Annotated in this window: 12 protein-coding genes; 2 read left to right on the forward strand and 10 right to left on the reverse strand. The window is 74.4% G+C overall.

Translation table 11 applies throughout. The features are described 5' to 3' along the window. Positions 1–2,620: alpha/beta fold hydrolase (locus ABD944_RS26470; RefSeq protein ID WP_345181004.1), on the forward strand; the 2,620-nt coding region annotated here is incomplete at its 5' end. A 77-nt stretch (positions 2,621–2,697) separates the two neighbouring features. Here the strand turns inward: ABD944_RS26470 and ABD944_RS26475 are convergent. The 10 genes from ABD944_RS26475 to tkt all read right to left on the reverse strand — a co-directional run bounded on the left by ABD944_RS26475 (position 2,698) and on the right by tkt (position 16,333). Continuing rightward, positions 2,698–3,030, reverse strand: a complete 333-nt coding sequence (locus ABD944_RS26475) for a cupin domain-containing protein (protein WP_345181007.1) — start codon at positions 3,028–3,030, stop codon at positions 2,698–2,700. Positions 3,031–3,073: 43 nt separating this feature from the next. After that, positions 3,074–4,276 carry a L,D-transpeptidase gene (locus ABD944_RS26480; RefSeq protein WP_345181009.1) on the reverse strand — a complete coding sequence of 401 codons (1,203 nt, stop codon included), beginning with the start codon at positions 4,274–4,276 and terminating at the stop codon, positions 3,074–3,076. Between the two features lie 129 nt (positions 4,277–4,405). Beyond that, positions 4,406–5,185, reverse strand: coding sequence for a 6-phosphogluconolactonase (pgl, locus tag ABD944_RS26485; protein ID WP_345181011.1), 780 nt, complete (start codon positions 5,183–5,185; stop codon positions 4,406–4,408). Then, positions 5,182–6,267, reverse strand: coding sequence for a glucose-6-phosphate dehydrogenase assembly protein OpcA (gene opcA / locus ABD944_RS26490; protein WP_345181013.1), 1,086 nt, complete (start codon positions 6,265–6,267; stop codon positions 5,182–5,184). Before opcA ends, pgl begins: the two co-directional genes overlap by 4 nt. After that, entirely contained in the window at positions 6,268–7,794 is a 1,527-nt protein-coding gene (zwf, locus tag ABD944_RS26495) for a glucose-6-phosphate dehydrogenase (protein ID WP_345181016.1), read from the reverse strand. It lies immediately after the preceding gene. Between the two features lie 133 nt (positions 7,795–7,927). Continuing rightward, positions 7,928–9,541 (reverse strand): glucose-6-phosphate isomerase, encoded by a 1,614-nt coding sequence (locus ABD944_RS26500; protein ID WP_345181017.1) that lies wholly within the window; start codon positions 9,539–9,541, stop codon positions 7,928–7,930. Further along, entirely contained in the window at positions 9,538–11,220 is a 1,683-nt protein-coding gene (locus tag ABD944_RS26505) for a phosphoheptose isomerase (protein WP_345181020.1), read from the reverse strand. The genes ABD944_RS26500 and ABD944_RS26505 overlap by 4 nt, the downstream gene beginning before the upstream one ends. Before the next feature lie 124 nt (positions 11,221–11,344). Beyond that, a complete protein-coding gene (locus ABD944_RS26510) occupies positions 11,345–13,000 on the reverse strand; it encodes a glucose-6-phosphate isomerase (protein ID WP_345181023.1) in 1,656 nt (551 codons plus the stop codon). After that, positions 12,997–14,112 (reverse strand): transaldolase, encoded by a 1,116-nt coding sequence (gene tal / locus ABD944_RS26515; RefSeq protein WP_345181025.1) that lies wholly within the window; start codon positions 14,110–14,112, stop codon positions 12,997–12,999. The genes ABD944_RS26510 and tal overlap by 4 nt, the downstream gene beginning before the upstream one ends. 94 nt (positions 14,113–14,206) lie before the next feature. Further along, positions 14,207–16,333: a transketolase gene (gene tkt, locus ABD944_RS26520; RefSeq protein ID WP_345181027.1), complete on the reverse strand. Its 2,127-nt coding sequence runs from the start codon at positions 16,331–16,333 to the stop codon at positions 14,207–14,209. A 605-nt stretch (positions 16,334–16,938) separates the two neighbouring features. Between tkt and ABD944_RS26525 the strand changes: the two genes are divergently transcribed. Continuing rightward, positions 16,939–17,928: a heme o synthase gene (locus tag ABD944_RS26525; RefSeq protein WP_378187566.1), complete on the forward strand. Its 990-nt coding sequence runs from the start codon at positions 16,939–16,941 to the stop codon at positions 17,926–17,928. The last annotated feature ends 4 nt before the right edge of the window (positions 17,929–17,932 follow it).

Raw genomic sequence — 17,932 nt, forward strand, 5'->3', positions numbered from 1 at the left:
CGCGGTGCTGGCGGCGGGGGCCGCGATCGCCGCGGCCGCCGCCGTCCCGGCACCCGCGCGAGCCGAGCCGGCGCCGGCCGGCTGCGCCGACCGCGCGGCGACCCCGCGGGCACTGGAGCGGCTGACCGGAACGCACGGGCTCACGGGCGCCGCCGTGCGCGTCGACGATCCCGCGTGCGGGACGTGGAAGGCCGGCAGCGGGGTGGCCGACCGCCGCACGGGGAGGCCGATGAGCGCGGACCTGCGCGTACGGGTCGCCAGCATCACCAAGACGTTCACGGCCGTCACCGTGCTCCAGCTGGCGCGGGAGGGCCGGATCTCGCTGGACGCCCCGGTCGAGCGCTACCTGCCCGGTCTGCTCGACCGGGGCGGCTACGACGGCCGGAAGATCACCGTGCGGAGCCTGCTGCGGCACACCAGCGGCCTGCCCGACCACATGGACACCTTCCCGGACTCGGACGGGTACCGCTTCCGGCACTTCGAGCCCGGAGAACTGGTCGACCGGGCGCTGACGCTCCCGCCGCCGGGGTCCGGCTGGCACTACTCGACCACCAACTACGTCATCGCGGGCCTCATCGCGGAGAAGGCGAGCGGGCACAGCCTGGAGGACGAGGTCCGCCGCCGGATCATCCGGCCGCTGCGGCTCCGCGACACCTACTGGCCGGGCGACCAGACCCGGATCAGGGGGGCGCACGCGCGCGGCTACCTGCGCGAGGAGCGCGACGGGACCGTCCGGTGGAGCGACTACACCGAGATGAACACGACGGTGGCCTGGGCCGGGGGCGCGCTGATCTCCAGCCCCCGCGACCTGAACGCCTTCTTCGGCGCGCTGATGGGCGGCCGCCTGCTGCCCTCCGAGATGCTCGCCCAGATGCGGCAGACGGTCCCCGCCGACCCCGACCGCGTCTGGGACGGCGCGGCCTACGGTCTCGGCCTGATCGGGACACCGCTGCGCTGCGGCGGCGCCTGGTGGGGGCACGCCGGCGGCCTCGAAAGCTACGTCACCGTCTCGGGCGTCGCGCCGTCCGGGCGCCGCGTGACGGTCGCCCTCAACGAGAACCCGTCCACCCAGGAGGCGTTCGACGACCAGATGCGGCTCGTCGAGACGGCCTTCTGCGACGGGGCAGCCGCACCGGCCGCCGCACCGACCGGTGCGCCGGTCGCCGCTCCAGCAGCGGCCACGACCGGGAAGGGCGGTCTCGCCCGCTTCTACGACCAGCGGCTGGACTGGAAGAAGTGCACCCTCGACGCTGGTGACGAGGTCGGCAAGGAGCTCGACAAGGCGGGCGCCCGGTGCGCGGACGTCACCGTCCCGCTCGACTACCGCCGTCCCGAGGGCCGCACCATCACCGTGGCGATCTCCCGCCTGAAGGCGTCCGACCGCGCCCACCGCATCGGCACGATGATCCTCAACGGGGGAGGCCCGGGGCCCGCCCTCGACATGCCGCCCTACATGCGCTCCCTCATGGGGAAGGCCGGTCCTCGGTACGACCTGGTGGGGATGGACCCGCGCTCGCTCGGCCGCAGCGCCGCGGTGGACTGCCACTGGCCCGCCGGGACGTGGATCCGGTCGGCGGGGGAGAGCCGCCGCTCCTTCGACCGGTCCGCGGCGTTCGCCAAGGACCTCGCCGACCGCTGCGCGCGGACCGACGCCGGCGTCCTGCCGCACACCAGCACGCGCAACATCGCCCGCGACATGGACATCGTCCGGGGGGCGCTCGGCGAGCGGAAGGTCTCCTACAACGGCGCGTCCTACGGCACCTACCTCGGGTCGGTGTACGCGACGATGTTCCCCGGCCGCCTCGACCGCGTCGTCCTCGACAGCTCGGTCGACCCGGCCGGCTTCGGCCCGCGCCTGCTGGCCGGCACCGAGGGCGCCAACGACCACGCGCTCGCCGCGTGGGCCGCATGGGCGGCGAAGCGCGACGCGGCCTACGGCCTCGGCGGCACCCGCGACGAAGTCCTCGGCACCGTGCGCGGGCTCGTCAGGGCGGCCGGCGGGAAGCCCCTCGCCGTCGGCCCGTACCGCGTGGACGACACCGTGCTGCCGGCCGTGCTGTTCAACGACCTCGGCACCGACGAGGACCAGGCCAGGGCCACGCTGGCGGAGTCGCTGCGCGTCTTCGTCAAGGCCGCGGCGGGGGAGAGCGTCCAGCCGACCAAGGAACTGGACGAGGAACTCAAGTTCCTGCTCACCGGTGCCGAATCGGTGTACGGGAGCGGGCAGACCGCCATCATCTGCGGGGACGCGACGGCGTCGCGCGATCCGGAGTCCTACCGGCGCGACATCGAGCGGAACCGGGCGGCCAGCCCGCTGTTCGCGCCCCTGACCCGCGACGTCAACCCGTGCGCGTTCTGGCCCGCGCGGCCCGCGGAGCGGCCGACCGAGGTCGGCGGGCGGCTGCCCGCGCTGATGGTGGCCGCGACCGGCGACACCCGCACGATCTACGCGAGCAACCAGGCTCTGCACGGGCTGCTGCGCGGATCGCGGATGGTCACGCTGGACGCCGACGTCCACGCGCCCTACCAGCGCGGCTACCCGAACGCCTGCGTCATGGACACGGTCAACGGCTACCTGCTGACCGGCCGCCTTCCCGCGCGGGACTTCACCTGCGACTGAGGCGCGGCGCCCCTCCCGGAGGCGCCGGGCCGGGCCGCCCGACATCGGGCGGCCCGGCCCGGCGCCTCACCGCCCGGTCAGCCGGGCTTGGCCACGGTGAGCAGCACCGCGGCGTCCTCCAGCGCCTCCAGGCTGTGCCGCGCGTCCGGGATGATCAGCAGGTCCCCGGCGATGCCGTCCCAGGAGTCCTGGCCGGCCACCAGCCGCACGCGGCCCTGCATGACCAGGACCGTCGCCTCGCCGGGGCTCTCGTGCTCCGCCAGCGCCGTGCCCGCCGTCATGGCGATCAGCGTCTGGCGCAGGACGTGCTCGTGCCCGCCGTACACGGTCTCGGCGCCGCGCCCGGTCGAGGCCGCGGCGGCGCGCTTCATCAGGCCCCGGACCTGTGCGTCCAACGAGAGCTTCTGCATGGCACCAAGTGTGCCAGTGGGGTCGCGGACGGCACCGGTGGCCTCAGGCGAGGGGCGTGCCCATGACCGGCTCGCCCACCGCGCTGCCCTTCAGCCATGCGTCCCAGGACTTCGCCCACGGCGTCGGCCCGTTCCCGAACTGGAGCTGCCGCGACGTGCCGGTCACCTTCACCACGTCGCCCCGGTTGGTGAAGTCGTAGAACCACTTGGCGTCGCCCGGGGAGGCGTTCACGCACCCGTGGCTGACGTTGTCGTTGCCCTGCGCGTCGGTCGACCACGGCGCCGAGTGGACGAACGTCCCGCTGTAGGTGAGCCGGACGTTCCACTTCGTCGGGATCCGGTACTCGCCGGGGTCGCCGGTGGTGGCCGAGTCCATGACGATGTGCGCCGCCTTCTCCTGCGCGATCATGGTGCCGCTGTAGCTGTCGTGGCCCGGCTTGCCGAGGCTCACCTTCATCGTCCGCACCGTCCTGCCGCCGTCGGTGACCGTCGCCCGGTGCTTCTTGGCGTCGACGGTGGTGATGTGACGCGGCCCGACGGTGAAGCCGACGGTGCGGTCCTTCATCCCGTACATGCCCCCGCCGGCGTTCAGCCCCGCCAGGTGCGCGACGACCTCCACCTTCTGCCCGGACGGCCAGTAGTCGCGGGGCCGGAAGTCGACCTCCTTGTCGCCGATCCAGGACCAGGCGCCCTCGACCGGCTTGGACATGCGGACCTCGAGGGCCTTCTCCACCGCCGCCTTGCCGGCCTTGGTGCTCACCGGCTTGGACAGCAGCAGCTGGACGGGCATGCCGACGCCGACGGTCTCGCCGTCCAGCGGCGACATGCCGCTCTCCAGCTTCCTGCGCGGCGTCAGCGTCGTGAACGTCGACGTCGTCGTGGCCTGCTTGCCGCCGTCCCCGGTGGCCTTGGCCGTGACCGTGTACGTCGTGGACGGCCGCAGCGTCCACGACGACGTCCACGACTTCCTGTCGGCGGCGAGCTTCCCCGCGGCCTTCGCGCCCTTCTTGCCGTAGGTGACGGTCACGCTCGTGAGCGTGCCGTTGTCCGCCGTGACGGTGACCGGTTTGTCCGGGGCCGCCTGCCGCGTCCCGGTGGCGGGCGTGACGGCGAGCTTCACCGCGTCCCCGGCCTCGCCGCCGTCACCGCCCCCTCCTCCACCGCCACCGGACGAGCAGCCCGCGGCGGCGATCACCGCCGCCCCGGCGACCGCCGCTCCCACCGTCCCGGTCCGACCCTTGAGCACCTGAGAACTCCTCACGCTCGACGCGGGTTTTCCCTTGGTGAAGGTATGCACGCTTTCGGCCGAGGCATGCGGGAGCACCGCTACTGTTCAGTCTTCTCCCAGGTGTACGGGCCTTACTTCACGCGGGGTTCAAGGGGCGATGACGCGCCCCGTACCCGGCGGAAGCTCGGACGCGGCGGCCCGGTCGAGCAGGAACAGGGTCCGGCTCCGCCCGCGGGCCCCCGCGCACGGGACGTGGAAGGGGTCCGCGTCCGGCGCCAGCCCGAGCCCGATGGCCTTCGCCTTGGACTCGCCCGCCGCCAGCAGCCACACCTCGTCCGCGGCGCGCAGGGAGGGGAACGTCAGCGAGATCCGGGTCGGGGGCGGCTTCGGGGCGCCCCGCACCGCCGCCACCGCTCCCTCGTCGCGCAGCGCCGGCAGCTCCGGGAACAGCGACGCCACGTGCGCGTCGGGGCCGACGCCCAGCATCACCACGTCGAAGGCCGGGACCGGTCCGCCCCCCGTTCCGGCGGCGGACCGCAGCTCGGCGGCGTACCGCTCGGCCGCGGCGTCCGGGTCGTCGCCGTCCGGGCCGTCGGCCGCCGGCATCGCGTGGACCCGCGCCGGGTCCAGCGGGACGTGGTCGAGCAGCGCCGCCCGCGCCCCGGTCTCGTTGCGCTCGGGGTCTCCGGCGGGCAGGAAGCGCTCGTCGCCCCACCACAGGTCGAGCCGGCCCCAGTCGACCGCGTCGCGGGCGCCGGAGGCGGCCAGCGCGGCGAGCACCGCCGTGCCGACGCCGCCGCCGGTGAGCACCACCGACGCCGTGCCCCGCGCCGCCTGGGCGTCGGCGATCCGCGTCACGAACCGGGCGGCGGCCGCCTCGGCGAGCAGGGCCTGGTCGCGGTGGACCAGGACGGTCGGGGCGGTCACGCGTCCCCCGTCCTGCCGCGGCCCTTGCGCGCCGGCTGCTTCGAGTCCGCCTGCTTCGAGTCCGCCTGCCCGGCTCCCGCCCGCTTGGCCGTCGCCTGCTTCCTGGGCGGCGCGGCCGCGTCGGACGTCGCCGACACCGGCTCGCTCGCCACGCCCGGCTTCTGCGTCCCGCCCGCCAGGTCCTTGGCGAACCGGGCGGCGGCGTCGCGGTAGACCTCGTCGGGGTCGAGGCGCCGCAGCTCCTCGGCCAGCAGCTCCGCCATCGGCCGCCGCATCAGCGACACCTGCCGGTCGGGCTGGCCGGGGCGGCACAGCGTCGCGACCCGCCCGTCCGGGCGGTCGATGACCAGGTCGCCGCCCGTCGTCACCAGCCGGACGCCGGTGATGCCGGGGCCCTCGGAGACCGTCCGGTCCACCGGGACGCCGAGCCGGACCGACAGCCACGCCGCCAGCAGCTCCGCGCTCGGGGAGTCCGGTTCGGCCATCACCTCGCCCGAGGTGATCTCGTCGTGCTCCTGGTCGAGCGCGGCCGCCAGCAGCGACCGCCAGGAGGTCAGCCGCGTCCAGGTGAAGTCGGTGTCGCCCGGCCGGTAGCCCTCGGCGAGCTGGGCCAGGGTGCCGAGCCGGTCGCGGGCCGCGTAGGCGTCGGTCACCCGGCGCTGCGCCAGCCGGCCCAGCGGGTCCTTGGCGGGCACCTTCGGCACCTTGCCGCCGGGCCACCACGTCACCACCGGGGTGTCGGGCATCAGCAGCGGCACGACGACGGAGTCGGCGTGCTCGGCGAGCGGCCCGTACATGCGCAGCAGCACCGTCTCGCCGGGGCCGGTCTCGCCCATCCGGATCTCCGCGTCGAGCCGCGAGGAGTTGCCCCGCGGGTCGCGGGAGATGACGGTCAGCACCCGGCAGGGGTGCTCGCGCGCCGCCTCGGTCGCGGCGCGCACCGCGTCGTACTGCGCCGACTCGTCCGTCACGATGATCAGTGTGAGCACCATGCCGACGGCCGGGCCGCCCATCAGATGCCGGGACTGCGTCAGCGCGTCCTGGATCTTGCGGGTCGTCGTGCCGGTCAGATCGATGTTCATCTAGAGCCGCCTCCAGGTTCGGCCGTCCCGCGCCATCAGCTCGTCGGCGCTGTCGGGCCCGTAGCCGCCGGCCTTGTACTGGTCGAGGCCGCCCCGGCTGGCCCAGTACTCCTCGATGGGGTCGAGGATCTTCCAGGACAGCTCGACCTCCTCCTGCCGGGGGAACAGCGGCGGGTCGCCGATCAGCACGTCGAGCAGCAGCCGCTCGTAGGCCTCGGGCGAGGCCTCGGTGAAGGACTCGCCGTAGGCGAAGTCCATGTTGACGTCGCGGATCTCCATCGAGGTGCCGGGCACCTTCGAGCCGAACCGGACCGTGATGCCCTCGTCCGGCTGCACCCGCATCACCAGGGCGTTCTGCCCGAGCTCCTCGGTGTCGGTGTGCGAGAACGGCAGGTGCGGAGCCTGCTGGAACACCATCGCCACCTCCGTGACCCGGCGGCTCAGCCGCTTGCCGGTGCGCAGGTAGAACGGGACGCCCGCCCAGCGGCGGTTGTCGATCTCCAGCTTGACCGCCGCGTAGGTTTCGGTGCGCGAGTCGGCGGGGATGCCCTCCTCCTCCAGGTACCCCCGGACGCTCACACCGCCCTGCCAGCCCGCCGCGTACTGCCCGCGCGCCGTCGACTGGGCCAGGTCGCCCCGCACCCGCACCGCGGAAAGGATCTTGGCCTTCTCGGCGCGGACGGCGTCGGCGCTGAACGAGGTCGGCTCCTCCATCGCGGTGAGCGCCAGCAGCTGGAGCAGGTGGTTCTGGATGACGTCGCGGGCGGCGCCGATGCCGTCGTAGTACCCGGCCCGGCCGCCGATCCCGATGTCCTCGGCCATCGTGATCTGCACGTGGTCGACGAAGGAGCGGTTCCAGATCGGCTCGAACATCGTGTTGGCGAACCGCAGGGCCAGGATGTTCTGCACCGTCTCCTTGCCGAGGTAGTGGTCGATCCGGAAGATCGCCTCCTCGGGGAACACGCGGTGCACGGTGTCGTTCAGCTCCACCGCGGTCTTCAGGTCGCGGCCGAAGGGCTTCTCGATGACGACCCGGCGCCAGGAGCCCTCCTTGCGGTCGGCGAGGCCGCTGCGCTGCAGCTGCTCGACGACCTGCGGGAAGAACTTCGGGGGGATCGACAGGTAGAACGCGTAGTTGCCCCCGGTGCCGCGGCTCTCGTCCAGCTCCTTGACCGCCATCGCCAGCGCGTCGAATGCGCCCGGGTCGCTGAACTCACCGGGGACGAAGTGCATGCCCTCCATCAGGTGCGTCCACACGTCCTCGCGGAACGGGGTCCGCGCGTGGGCCTTGACGGACTCGTAGGCGATCTGGCGGAAGTCCTCGTTCTCCCAGTCGCGCCGAGCGAATCCCACCAGGGAGAAGCCCGGCGGCAGCAGCCCCCGGTTCGCCAGATCGTAGATCGCCGGGAGGAGCTTCTTGCGCGACAGGTCCCCGGTGACACCGAACAGCACGAGCACGCACGGCCCGGCCACCCGCGGCAGGCGCTTGTCCCGCGGGTCGCGGAGCGGATTGGCTGTGTTGGTCACGTGGCCCCCTCTGATCGCACTGCGCCTTCTTCGACTACTGCTTCAAGCATCCTGCCCCAACTCGTATCGCGGGCCCCAACTCGGTATCGCCCCCTGTCCGGCCACGGTCTTCGCCGGTTCCCGGTGTGCGCGCTCATATGTCTCCTCTGGCGGCGTCGAGCAGCCGGGCCAGCCCCGCCCAGCGGTTCTGCAGGTGGAGCCGGACCACCGGGCGGCCCGCCGCGCACGCGTCGCGGGCGTCCCCCAGCGCCCGCGCGAGCTGCAGCATGCCGAGCGTGTGGTGCCGGCCGGGGACCGGCACGTCGCGGACGACGTTCCCGGTCACCAGAAGGTAAACGCATCCGTCCGGGTGATCATTTCCGGTCGCGGGCGGCCGCGTGCCCCAGTCCACCCGCACCGGCCGCCCGCAGCGCGCGGCGAGCAGCGCGGCGAGCCGGCGCACCTGCGCGCCCTGGCCGCGCGCCTCGTCCGGGTCGAGGTGGGCGACCAGCACGAGGTGCTCGCCCCGTCCGACGCGACCGGCCAGCGCGTCCAGCAGCCCGGTGAGCCCGGACGCGCCGGCCAGCGCGGGGACGGCCGTGCGGGCCTCGACCGCCTGGCCGGGGTCGCCGTCGGCGAACAGCGGCTCGCCGGTCCCGTCGTCCAGCGTCATCGGGGCGGGCCGTTCCGCCGCCGCCAGCGGGTCGGCCTCCAGCAGGTAGGACGCCACCGCGGCGGCGTACTCCCATACGACGAGTTGCGCGGCGAGCGGCCCGGCGACCGTGGCGTCGTCCTGGTGCGGGCGGCCGTCGAACGTCAGCAGGAAAAGGTCGTCGTCGGGCTGCAACGGCAGGCCCCCGTCCTGGACGACCGGCACCAGCCGACCGCGCGCCGCCTCCCGCAGCAGCAGCGCCGCCCACCCGGCGATGCCCGGCAGCGCCGCCGGGTAGCCGCCGAGCACGGCCGTCCGCCGCCCGGCCCGGGCCGCTCCGCCGAGGATGGCGCCGAGCACGAGCCCCGGATTGTGCTCCGGCCGCGTGAGCGACGGCAGGACGGCGGTGGCCTCCTCCAGCAGCGCCCCGACGTCGGCGCCCGCGAGCGCCGCGGGCACCAGCGCGTAGGGGGACAGCGCGCCGAACGCGGTGGGCGCCGGAGCCTCCACCAGCGCGTGCCCCGCCTCCGCCGCGTGCCCGGCCGCCGCCGCGCGCGGCTCGGCGACCGTCACGAACCGCCGCGCGATCCCGGCGGGGGACAGGCCCTCCTCCCGCAGCGCCTCCGCGAACACCTCGCGCAGCGCCTCGGTGGCCGGGTCACCGCCGGTCACCACGAACGCCGTCCGGTTCAGCCGCTCCGGGTCCTCCCTGAGGCGCAGCGGCGGCCCGGGGTCGGGGCCGTCCAGCACCGTCAGCGAGCCGCGGCCGTCCGGCGCGGGTGCTCCGCCGGCGCGGACGATCAGCTCTGCGGCGCGGGCCGGGGCGCCGCCGCCGAGCAGCACCACGTCGGTCAGCCCGTCCTCGCGGGCCCGCGCGCGCAGCTGTTCGGCACGTTCCAACACCGCGCGGCCGGGACCGGGCTGCCCCGGCCAGCACAGCGGGCGGCCCTCCACGCCGGCGGTGGCCGCCGACGGCCACAGCGACGCGTCCTCCGAGGCGAGCCGGACCGGCACCTGGTCGATCCACAACCTTCCCAGGACCCGCTCGGCGGCCTCCTTCAGCGGACCGCGAGCGGTGATGGCCGTCTCCCCCGAGACGACGGCGGTGAAGCTCACGGTCTGCGCGCCCCCGCCACCGCGCGGACCGCCTCGATCAGCCGTCCCGCGCCGTCCACCGGGTTGCGCAGGTGCAGCCGGATGACCGGCAGCCGCCGCGCGCGCAGCGCCCGCAGCTCCCCGAGGGCGCGCGCGATCTGCAGCTGCGCCAGGCTGTAGGGGCGCCCGGGGACGGGGTGCGCGGCCAGCGCGTCGCCCGGCGCGGGATCGCCGGTGATGATCAGGAACGCGCCGTTGCCCGGACCGTCCTTGTGCACCGGACCCGTGGCGTGCGGGTAGCCGGGTCCCGGCCCGTAGGCGACGGGGCGCCCGGACGCGCGGGCCAGCGACGGCGCGAGGTAGCGCCCGGAGAAGTCGCCCGACAGGTACGTCATGACCGCGAGGTAGCCGTCGGACGGCACCGAGGCGACCAGGCCGCCGAGGACGGTCTGCAGCTCGGCGCCGGGCGGCCACGGGAAGTCGGCGTGCACCTCGATGTCGTCCTCGACGTACACCGGCCGCTCCGCCGTGAGCGACCCGGTCGCGACCGTGCGCAGCAGCGTGGCGGCGTCGTCCTCGGCTTCCTGGACGACCGCGCTGCCCGCCTCGAACGGGTTCACGCCGAGCAGCCACCCGGCGACCGCCGTCGCGTACTCCCACAGCAGGAACTGCGCGCCGAGCGGCGCCCACACCGAGGTGTCGGACTCGTCCTGCGCCGCCGACCGCGGATTGACCGACACGCCGTGCACGTCGGGGAAGTCGCCCCGGCCGCCGGGCGGCTCGAAGGCCAGCACGCCGCGCCCCCGCTTGCCGGTGCCGACCGCGAGCAGCTGGGCGATCCACGCGCTCAGCGCGCCCGGCCCGCCCGGTTCGCGCAGCAGCACCTTGTCGCGGGCGAGGCCGCCCGGCCCCTGCTGCGCGCAGCCGCCGATGACGGCGCCGAGCAGCAGGCCCGGGTTGTCCTCGTTCCTGGACAGCGACGGCACGAGCGACGCCGCCTCCTCCAGGAGCCGGTCGGCGTCCGCGCCCGCCAGCACGGCGGGGACGAGCCCGTAGGCGGACAGGGCGCCGTAGTGCCCGGGCAGGTAGGGGTCGGTCAGCCCGATCCGGTAGCCGCACTGGCGGGCGAAGTCGTGCAGCGGGCTGCCGTGGTCGGTGATGACGAGGAACCGGCTCGCGATCTCCCGCTCCGACAGGCCCCGCTCCCGGAACGCGGCCGCGAAGATCCGGCGGTAGGCGTCGCCCTCCAGGGACACGCCCGCCTTGCTGGCCAGCACGACCAGCGTGCGGTCGAGCCGCTCCATCGCGAACGCGAGCGCGGCGGTGTCGCCGCCGTCCAGCACGGTCAGCTCGCCGGACGGCCGCTCGGCCGCGCCGCCGGCGCCCGCCATCGCGGGCGCCTGCGCCTCCACGACGGCCTGCGCGGCGAGGCTCTCCGCGCCGACGCCGATCAGCACCACATGGTCGAGGCCCGAGTACCGCGCCTCCGCCACCAGCCCGCCGACCTGGTTCAGCAGCCCGCGGGAGGCGAACGGCAGGTCGAGCCAGCCCAGCCGGCTGTGGTCGACCGCCCGCCGCCCCCACAGCTGGGGGTCCTTGGCGGCCAGCGCACCGGGGACGCCGCAGCTCACGAGGTAGTCCCGCGCCTGCAGCGCCGAGTCCAGCACGTCACCGCGCGTGAGTACGTCGAATCCTGACACCGTTCCCTCCCGGCCCCCATCGTTTCAGGAGAGAAAGGGCATTCGCGACCATCTCCATCGATCTTCTTGGTCGCGTCCCGGATCCGGCCGGTCGCGGTGAGTCGACGCGGCCGGACCCGGTCGGTCAGCCCAGCGCGGCCGCGAGCCGGTCGAGTCCCTCGGCGCGGTCGCGCAGGTGGATCCGGAAGGCGGGACGGCCGAGCGACCGCAGCACCCGCAGGTCGCCGAACGCCTCGGCGAGCTGCAGCTCGCCGAGGCTGTAGGGCCTGCCCGGCACGGGGACGTCGCCGGAGACGGCACCGGTGACCATCAGGAACGCGCCGTTCGCCGGGCCGCCCTTGTGGTACTGCCCGGCCGTGTGCAGGCAGCGGGGCCCCCAGCCGAAGGTGACGGGGGCGGGATTGCGGCGGACCTTGGCGGCCCGCGCCGCCAGCAGCGGCCGCAGCTCCGCCGCCGCGGCGTCCGCGGTCCGGTCGAGGTAGGCCAGGAGGGCGAGGTAGCCGCCGTCCTCGATGTCCTCCAGCAGGACGTCCAGCGCCTCGGTGAGGGTCCGCGCGCCGCGCAGCGCGTCCTCGGGGGCGTGCACCTCGACGGCGCCCTCGACCAGCTCGGGGGGCCGGTGTACCACCGTCGGCGCGGCGCCCTCCTCCGAGCGCAGCAGCGCCGCCGTGCTCTCCCGCGACTCGCCGACGTCGGGCTCGGTGAACGGGTCGACCCCGATCACCCGGCACGCCACCGCGACCGCGTACTCCCACAGCAGGAACTGCCCGCCGAGCGGCCCGGCGACGCTCACCCCCGCCTCGCGCCCGGGGCCCGGCTCGTCCGGGCGGCGGCCCAGGATGACGCGCCGCAGGTCGCCGGTCAGCTCGAAGCCGGGCGCGTCGACGCCCTCCACCACGACCGGGAGCAGACCCTTGCCGTCCTTGCCCATCGCCCCGGCGACCAGCTGCTCCGCCCACGCGGCGAAGCCCTCCAGGCCGGACCCGAGGTCGGCGATCACCAGCTTGTCGCGGGAGCCGAGCGCCGAGGAGGCCAGCGCCGCGCCGAGCGCCAGCGCCGGGTTGTCGTAGGACTGCCGCAGCACCGCCGCGAGCCGGGACGCCTCGTCCAGCAGGGACCCGACGTCCACTCCCGCGAGCGCCGCCGGGACCAGCGCCCGCGCGCCGAGCGCGCCGAACCGGCCGTCGACGTCCTCCTCGGCCGGGACGAAGTGGTGCCCGACGTCGCGGGCCGCCTGCTGGAGGGCGGAGCCCTCTTCGGCGACCACGACGAACCGGCGGGCCAGCTCGGCGCCCTTCAGCCCGGCCTCGGAGAAGGCGCGCCCGAAGACGCGCCGCAGCGATTCGGCCTCGACGCCCTCGTCCGCCACGACGACGAGCGTCCGGTCCAGGCCGGCGGCCAGGACGGCGGACACCTCGTGCGGGTCGGTGGTGTCGAGGACGGTCAGGTCCGCGCCCGCCGTCCGGCAGATCGCCTCCGCCGCCAGCGCCGGACCCCCGGACGCCGCCAGCACGATCCGGTCGAGCCCGGCGGAGCGGACCTCGCCCACCAGCTCCGACAGCCGGTCGCACAGGTAACGCGAGGTCTCCGGCAGGCCCAGCCAGCCGAGCCGGCGGGCGGCGAGCGGGGCCGCGTCCGGACCCCACAGCTTGGCGTTGCGGGACGCGAGCGAGCCGGGCACGCCGTCGGAGACGAGACGGTCCAGGACCGTCTCGCTCTCGTCGACGACGGTGCCGCGGATGGTGACCGAGATCCCCCCGGCGGTCACCACCGACGTCACGCGCCGGCCTTCTTGGACTCCAGCTCGCCGGTGATGGTGTCGAGGAGCTCCGTCCAGGACGCCTCGAACTTCTCGACGCCCTCCTCCTCCAGCACCCGCACGACGTCGTCGTAGTCGACGCCGACGTCCTTCAGCGCCGCCATGTGCGCGCGGGCGTCGTCATAGGCGCCCCGGACGGTGTCGCCGCGGACCTGGCCGTGGTCGGCCTCGGCCACCAGCGTCGCCTCCGGCATCGTGTTGACCGTGCCCGGCGCGACCAGCTCGTCCACGTACAGGGTGTCGCTGAGGTCGGGGTCCTTCACGCCGGTCGAGGCCCACAGCGGCCGCTGCGGGCGCGCCCCGGCGTCCTTGAGCGCCTTCCACCGGTCGGTGGCGGACTTCTCCTCGTACAGCGCGTAGGCGAGCCGGGCGTTGGCGAGGCCCGCCTTGGAGCGCAGCGCCTTGGCCTCGTCCGAGCCGATCTTGTCGAGCCGCTTGTCGATCTCGGTGTCCACCCGGCTGACGAAGAACGAGGCCACCGAGGCGATCTTCGACAGGTCGTGGCCGTTCTCCCGGGCCTTCTCCAGCCCGGCGAAGAACGCGTCGATGACCTTGCCGTAGCGCTCCAGCGAGAAGATCAGCGTCACGTTCACGCTGATGCCCTCGGCCAGCACCGCCGTGATCGCCGGCAGGCCCTCCTCCGTCGCCGGGATCTTGATGAGCAGGTTGGGCCGGTCCACCATCCACCACAGCGCCCGCGCCTCGGCGATCGTGCGGCGGGTGTCGCGGGCCACCCGCGGGTCGACCTCGATCGACACGCGGCCGTCCAGGCCCTCGGTCCGGTCGTAGACCGGGCGCAGCACGTCGCAGCCCCACCGGATGTCGTAGGTGGTGATGGCGCGGGCCGCCTCCTCGACGTCCACGCCGCGCACCGCGAGGTCGCGGACCTGCTCGTCGTAGGCGTCGCCCTTGCTCAGCGCCTTCGCGAAGATCGTCGGGTTGGACGTGACGCCGACGACGTGCTTGTCCTTGACCAGCTCCGCCAGGTTGCCCGTGCGCAGCCGCTCCCGGCTGATGTCGTCCAGCCAGATCGAGACGCCCTCGCCCGAGAGCTTCTTCAGAATGTCGCTCATCGCTCTTCTCCTCGTCGTCGTCTTCATCGCCCCGCCGGGGCGGGCGGGCGGCGTGCGGGGGTGCGCGGACGCCGCCCGCCTCGCGGGCCGTGACTCAGTTGCCGGTCGTCTCGCCCTGCCCCGCGTGGCGCACGCCGGCCCGGATGAGGCTGGCCTTGGCCGCCGCCACCACGCGCTCGGGCGTGATGCCGAACTGCAGGAACAGGGTCTTGTAGTCGGCCGAGGCGCCGAAGTGCTCCAGGCTCACCGACTCGCCGGCGTCGCCGACGTAGCCGCGCCAGCCGAGCGCCACGCCGGCCTCGACCGACACCCGGGCGCGCACGCCCGGCGGCAGCACCTCCTGCCGGTAGGCGTCGCTCTGCTGCTCGAACCACTCCACGCACGGCATCGACACCACGCGGGTCGGGGTGCCCTCGGACTGCAGCGTCGTGCGCGCCTGCAGCGCCAGCTCCACCTCGCTGCCGGTCGCGATGAGGATCACCTCGGGCCGCCCGCCGTCGGCGTCGGCCAGCACGTAGCCGCCCTTGGCGGCGCCCTCGGCGGAGGCGATCTCGCCGCCGCGCTCCAGCGTCGCCAGCTTCTGCCGGGTCAGCGCCAGGCCGGCCGGGCGGTCGGTGTGCTGCAGGACCGTCCGCCACGCCACCGCGGTCTCGTTGGCGTCGGCCGGACGGACGACGTCCAGGCCCGGGATCGCCCGCAGCGCCCACAGGTGCTCGACGGGCTGGTGGGTCGGGCCGTCCTCGCCGAGCCCGATCGAGTCGTGCGTCCAGACGAAGGTGACCGGCAGCTTCATCAGCGCCGCCAGCCGGACCGCCGGGCGCATGTAGTCACTGAAGATCAGGAACGTGCCGCCGTAGGGGCGGGTGCCGCCGTGCAGCGCGATGCCGTTGCAGATCGCGGCCATCGCGTGCTCGCGGACGCCGAAGTGCAGCGTGCGGCCGTAGCGGTGGCCGGGGAACTCCTTGGTCTGGAACTCCTCCGGGATGAAGGACGGCTCGCCCTTCATCGTCGTGTTGTTGCTCTCCGCGAGGTCGGCCGAGCCGCCCCACAGTTCCGGCAGCACCGGCGCCAGCGACGCCAGCACCTCGCCGGACGCCGCGCGGGTCGCGATGGACTTGCCCGCCTCGAACTCCGGCAGCGCGCTCTCCCAGCCGGCCGGCAGCGTCCGCGAGGAGATCCGGTCGAACTCCGCGGCCCGCTCGGGGTTCGCGGAGCGCCACGCCTCGAACGCCTTGCTCCACTCGGCGTGGTCCGCGCGGCCCCGGTCGGACACGGCGCGGGCGTGGGCCAGCACGTCCTCGGGGACCTGGAAGCTCTCGGCCGGGTCCATGCCGAGGATCTGCTTGGTCGCGGCGACCTCGTCGGCGCCGAGCGCCGAACCGTGGATCTTGCCGGTGTTCTTCTTGTTCGGCGCCGGCCAGCCGATGATCGTGCGGAGCGCGATGAAGGACGGGCGGGACGTGTCGGCCTTGGCCGCGGCGAACGCCTTCGCCAGCGCGGCGACGTTCTCCTCGTAGTCGCCGTCCTGCGTCCAGTCGACGTGGTGGACGTCCCAGCCGTAGGCCGCGTAACGGGCGCGCACGTCCTCCGACAGCGCGATCGCGGTGTCGTCCTCGATCGAGATGTGGTTGTCGTCGTAGAGGAGGACCAGGTTGCCGAGGCGCTGGTGCGCCGCCAGCGCGCTCGCCTCGTGGCTGATGCCCTCCTCGATGTCGCCGTCGGACGCGAACGCCCAGACGGTGTGGTCGAAGGGGGACTCGCCCTCGGGCGCGTCCGGGTCGAACAGGCCGCGCTCGCGGCGGGCCGCCATCGCCATGCCCACGGCGTTGGCGATGCCCTGCCCGAGGGGGCCGGTGGTGGTCTCAACGCCCGCGGTGTGCCCGTGCTCGGGGTGGCCGGGCGTGAGGCTGCCCCACTTGCGGAGGGACTTCAGGTCGTCCAGCGTCATCGGGTAGCCCGACAGGTACAGCTGGATGTAGAGGGTCAGGCTGGAATGGCCGCAGGACAACACGAACCTGTCCCGCCCGGCCCAGTGCGGGTCCGTCGGGTCGTGCCGCAGGAACCGCTGGAAGAGAAGGTAGGCGGCCGGCGCGAGGCTCATCGCCGTGCCTGGGTGACCGGAGCCCGCCTCCTCGACCGCGTCCATGGCGAGGGCGCGGATCACGTCCACCGCGCGCCGGTCCTGGTCGGACCACTCAAACGTGCTGTTGTCCCTGCTCACGGAAACGCCAGGCTCCTCTCGAACCGATGTCAAAGAACCACTCTGTAATGTTGTGCGCCGGCGGCCCCGCAGACGACCCCCACACAGGACAACGCCCGGCGGTGCGGCGCCTCTTCCCCCGCCCCGCACGGCCGCACGGGCGCGGTCGCGAAGATCAAGCCCGCGCCCAGCCGCGAGCCTATCGCGCGGGAGGGCGGTCGCAGGCGGGGGCGGAGGACCGCTGCGCCGGGCCCGGGCCGCGACGCTTCATGCACCCTTGCCCGAACGCCCGGCGGCCTAACCCCCCGCGCGGGTGATCCGGCGGGTGATCCGAGGTCGCCCCGGCTCCGGGCGGTTGCGGCGGGCATCCCGCCCGCGGCGCGTCCGGCTCGCGCCCGCGGAGCGTCCGGGCATCGCTCGCGGGGCGTTCGGCCATCGCCCGCGGCGCGTCCGGCGACCCGGTGCGCGGCCCCCGCGGGGGGCGGACTACAGTGATTGCGCGGCTGACGCCAGCGGCCGCGGCAAGACGACCCAGCCGAAGTCGCACCCAGCCGAGGCCGGCCCGATCGCGGGGCACCGCCAGGGTGGTACCGATTTCTCATCCCTAGTCAGACGTGGACCCGATTGTGACGGTGCTCAGTAACAAGCGCGGGATCGACCTGGACGAGCAGGTGCCGGAGGCGCCCGCGTCCCCGCTCGCGCCGCCTCCCGCCGAGCGGACCGCTCGGCGCACGCCGGGCGCCAGCGTGCGCGCCTACGTGGCGCTGACCAAGCCGCGCGTGATCGAGCTGCTCCTGATCACGACCATCCCGGTGATGTTCCTGGCGGACCGGGGCGTGCCGCCGCTGTCCACCGTCCTGCTGACGCTGGCGTTCGGCACCATGTCCGCCGGCGCCGCCAACGCGATCAACTGCTACATCGACCGCGACATCGACGCCAAGATGCGCCGCACCCGGCGCCGCCCGCTGGCCCGCCACCAGGTCACCCCGGCCCGCGCCCTGGTCTTCGGGGTGACGCTCGCCGTGCTGTCCACGGCCGGGTTCCTGCTCGCGGTCAACCCGGTCGCCGCGGCCGGCTCGCTGTTCGCGATCCTGTTCTACGTCTTCGTCTACTCGCTGCTGCTCAAGCGGCGCACCTCGCAGAACGTCGTGTGGGGCGGCATCGCCGGGTGCATGCCCGTCCTCATCGGCTGGGCCGCCGTCACCGGCGGCGTCGCCTGGACGCCGCTCGTCCTGTTCGGCGTGGTGTTCCTGTGGACGCCCCCGCACACCTGGACGCTCGCGATGCGCTACCGCGAGGACTACGCCGTCGCCAAGGTCCCGATGCTGCCGGTCGTGGCGTCCGAGCGCCGCGTCGTGGTCGAGAGCCTCGTGTACACCTACGCGACCGTCGCCTGCTCGCTGCTGCTGTGGCCCGTCGCCGGGATGGGCCCGGTGTACGGCGCCGTCGCCGTGGTGCTCGGCCTGGTCTTCCTGGCGGAGGGGCACCGGCTGCTGAAGGCCGTGCGCGCCGGGGTCACCGGCGTCCACCTGCGCCCGATGCGCTTCTTCCACCTGTCGAACGTCTACCTGGCGCTGCTGTTCACCGCCGTGGCGGTCGACCCGCTCCTGTACTGACCCG

The organism is Actinomadura verrucosospora, assembly GCF_039540335.1.
In the GTDB taxonomy this organism is placed as follows: domain Bacteria; phylum Actinomycetota; class Actinomycetes; order Streptosporangiales; family Streptosporangiaceae; genus Spirillospora; species Spirillospora verrucosospora.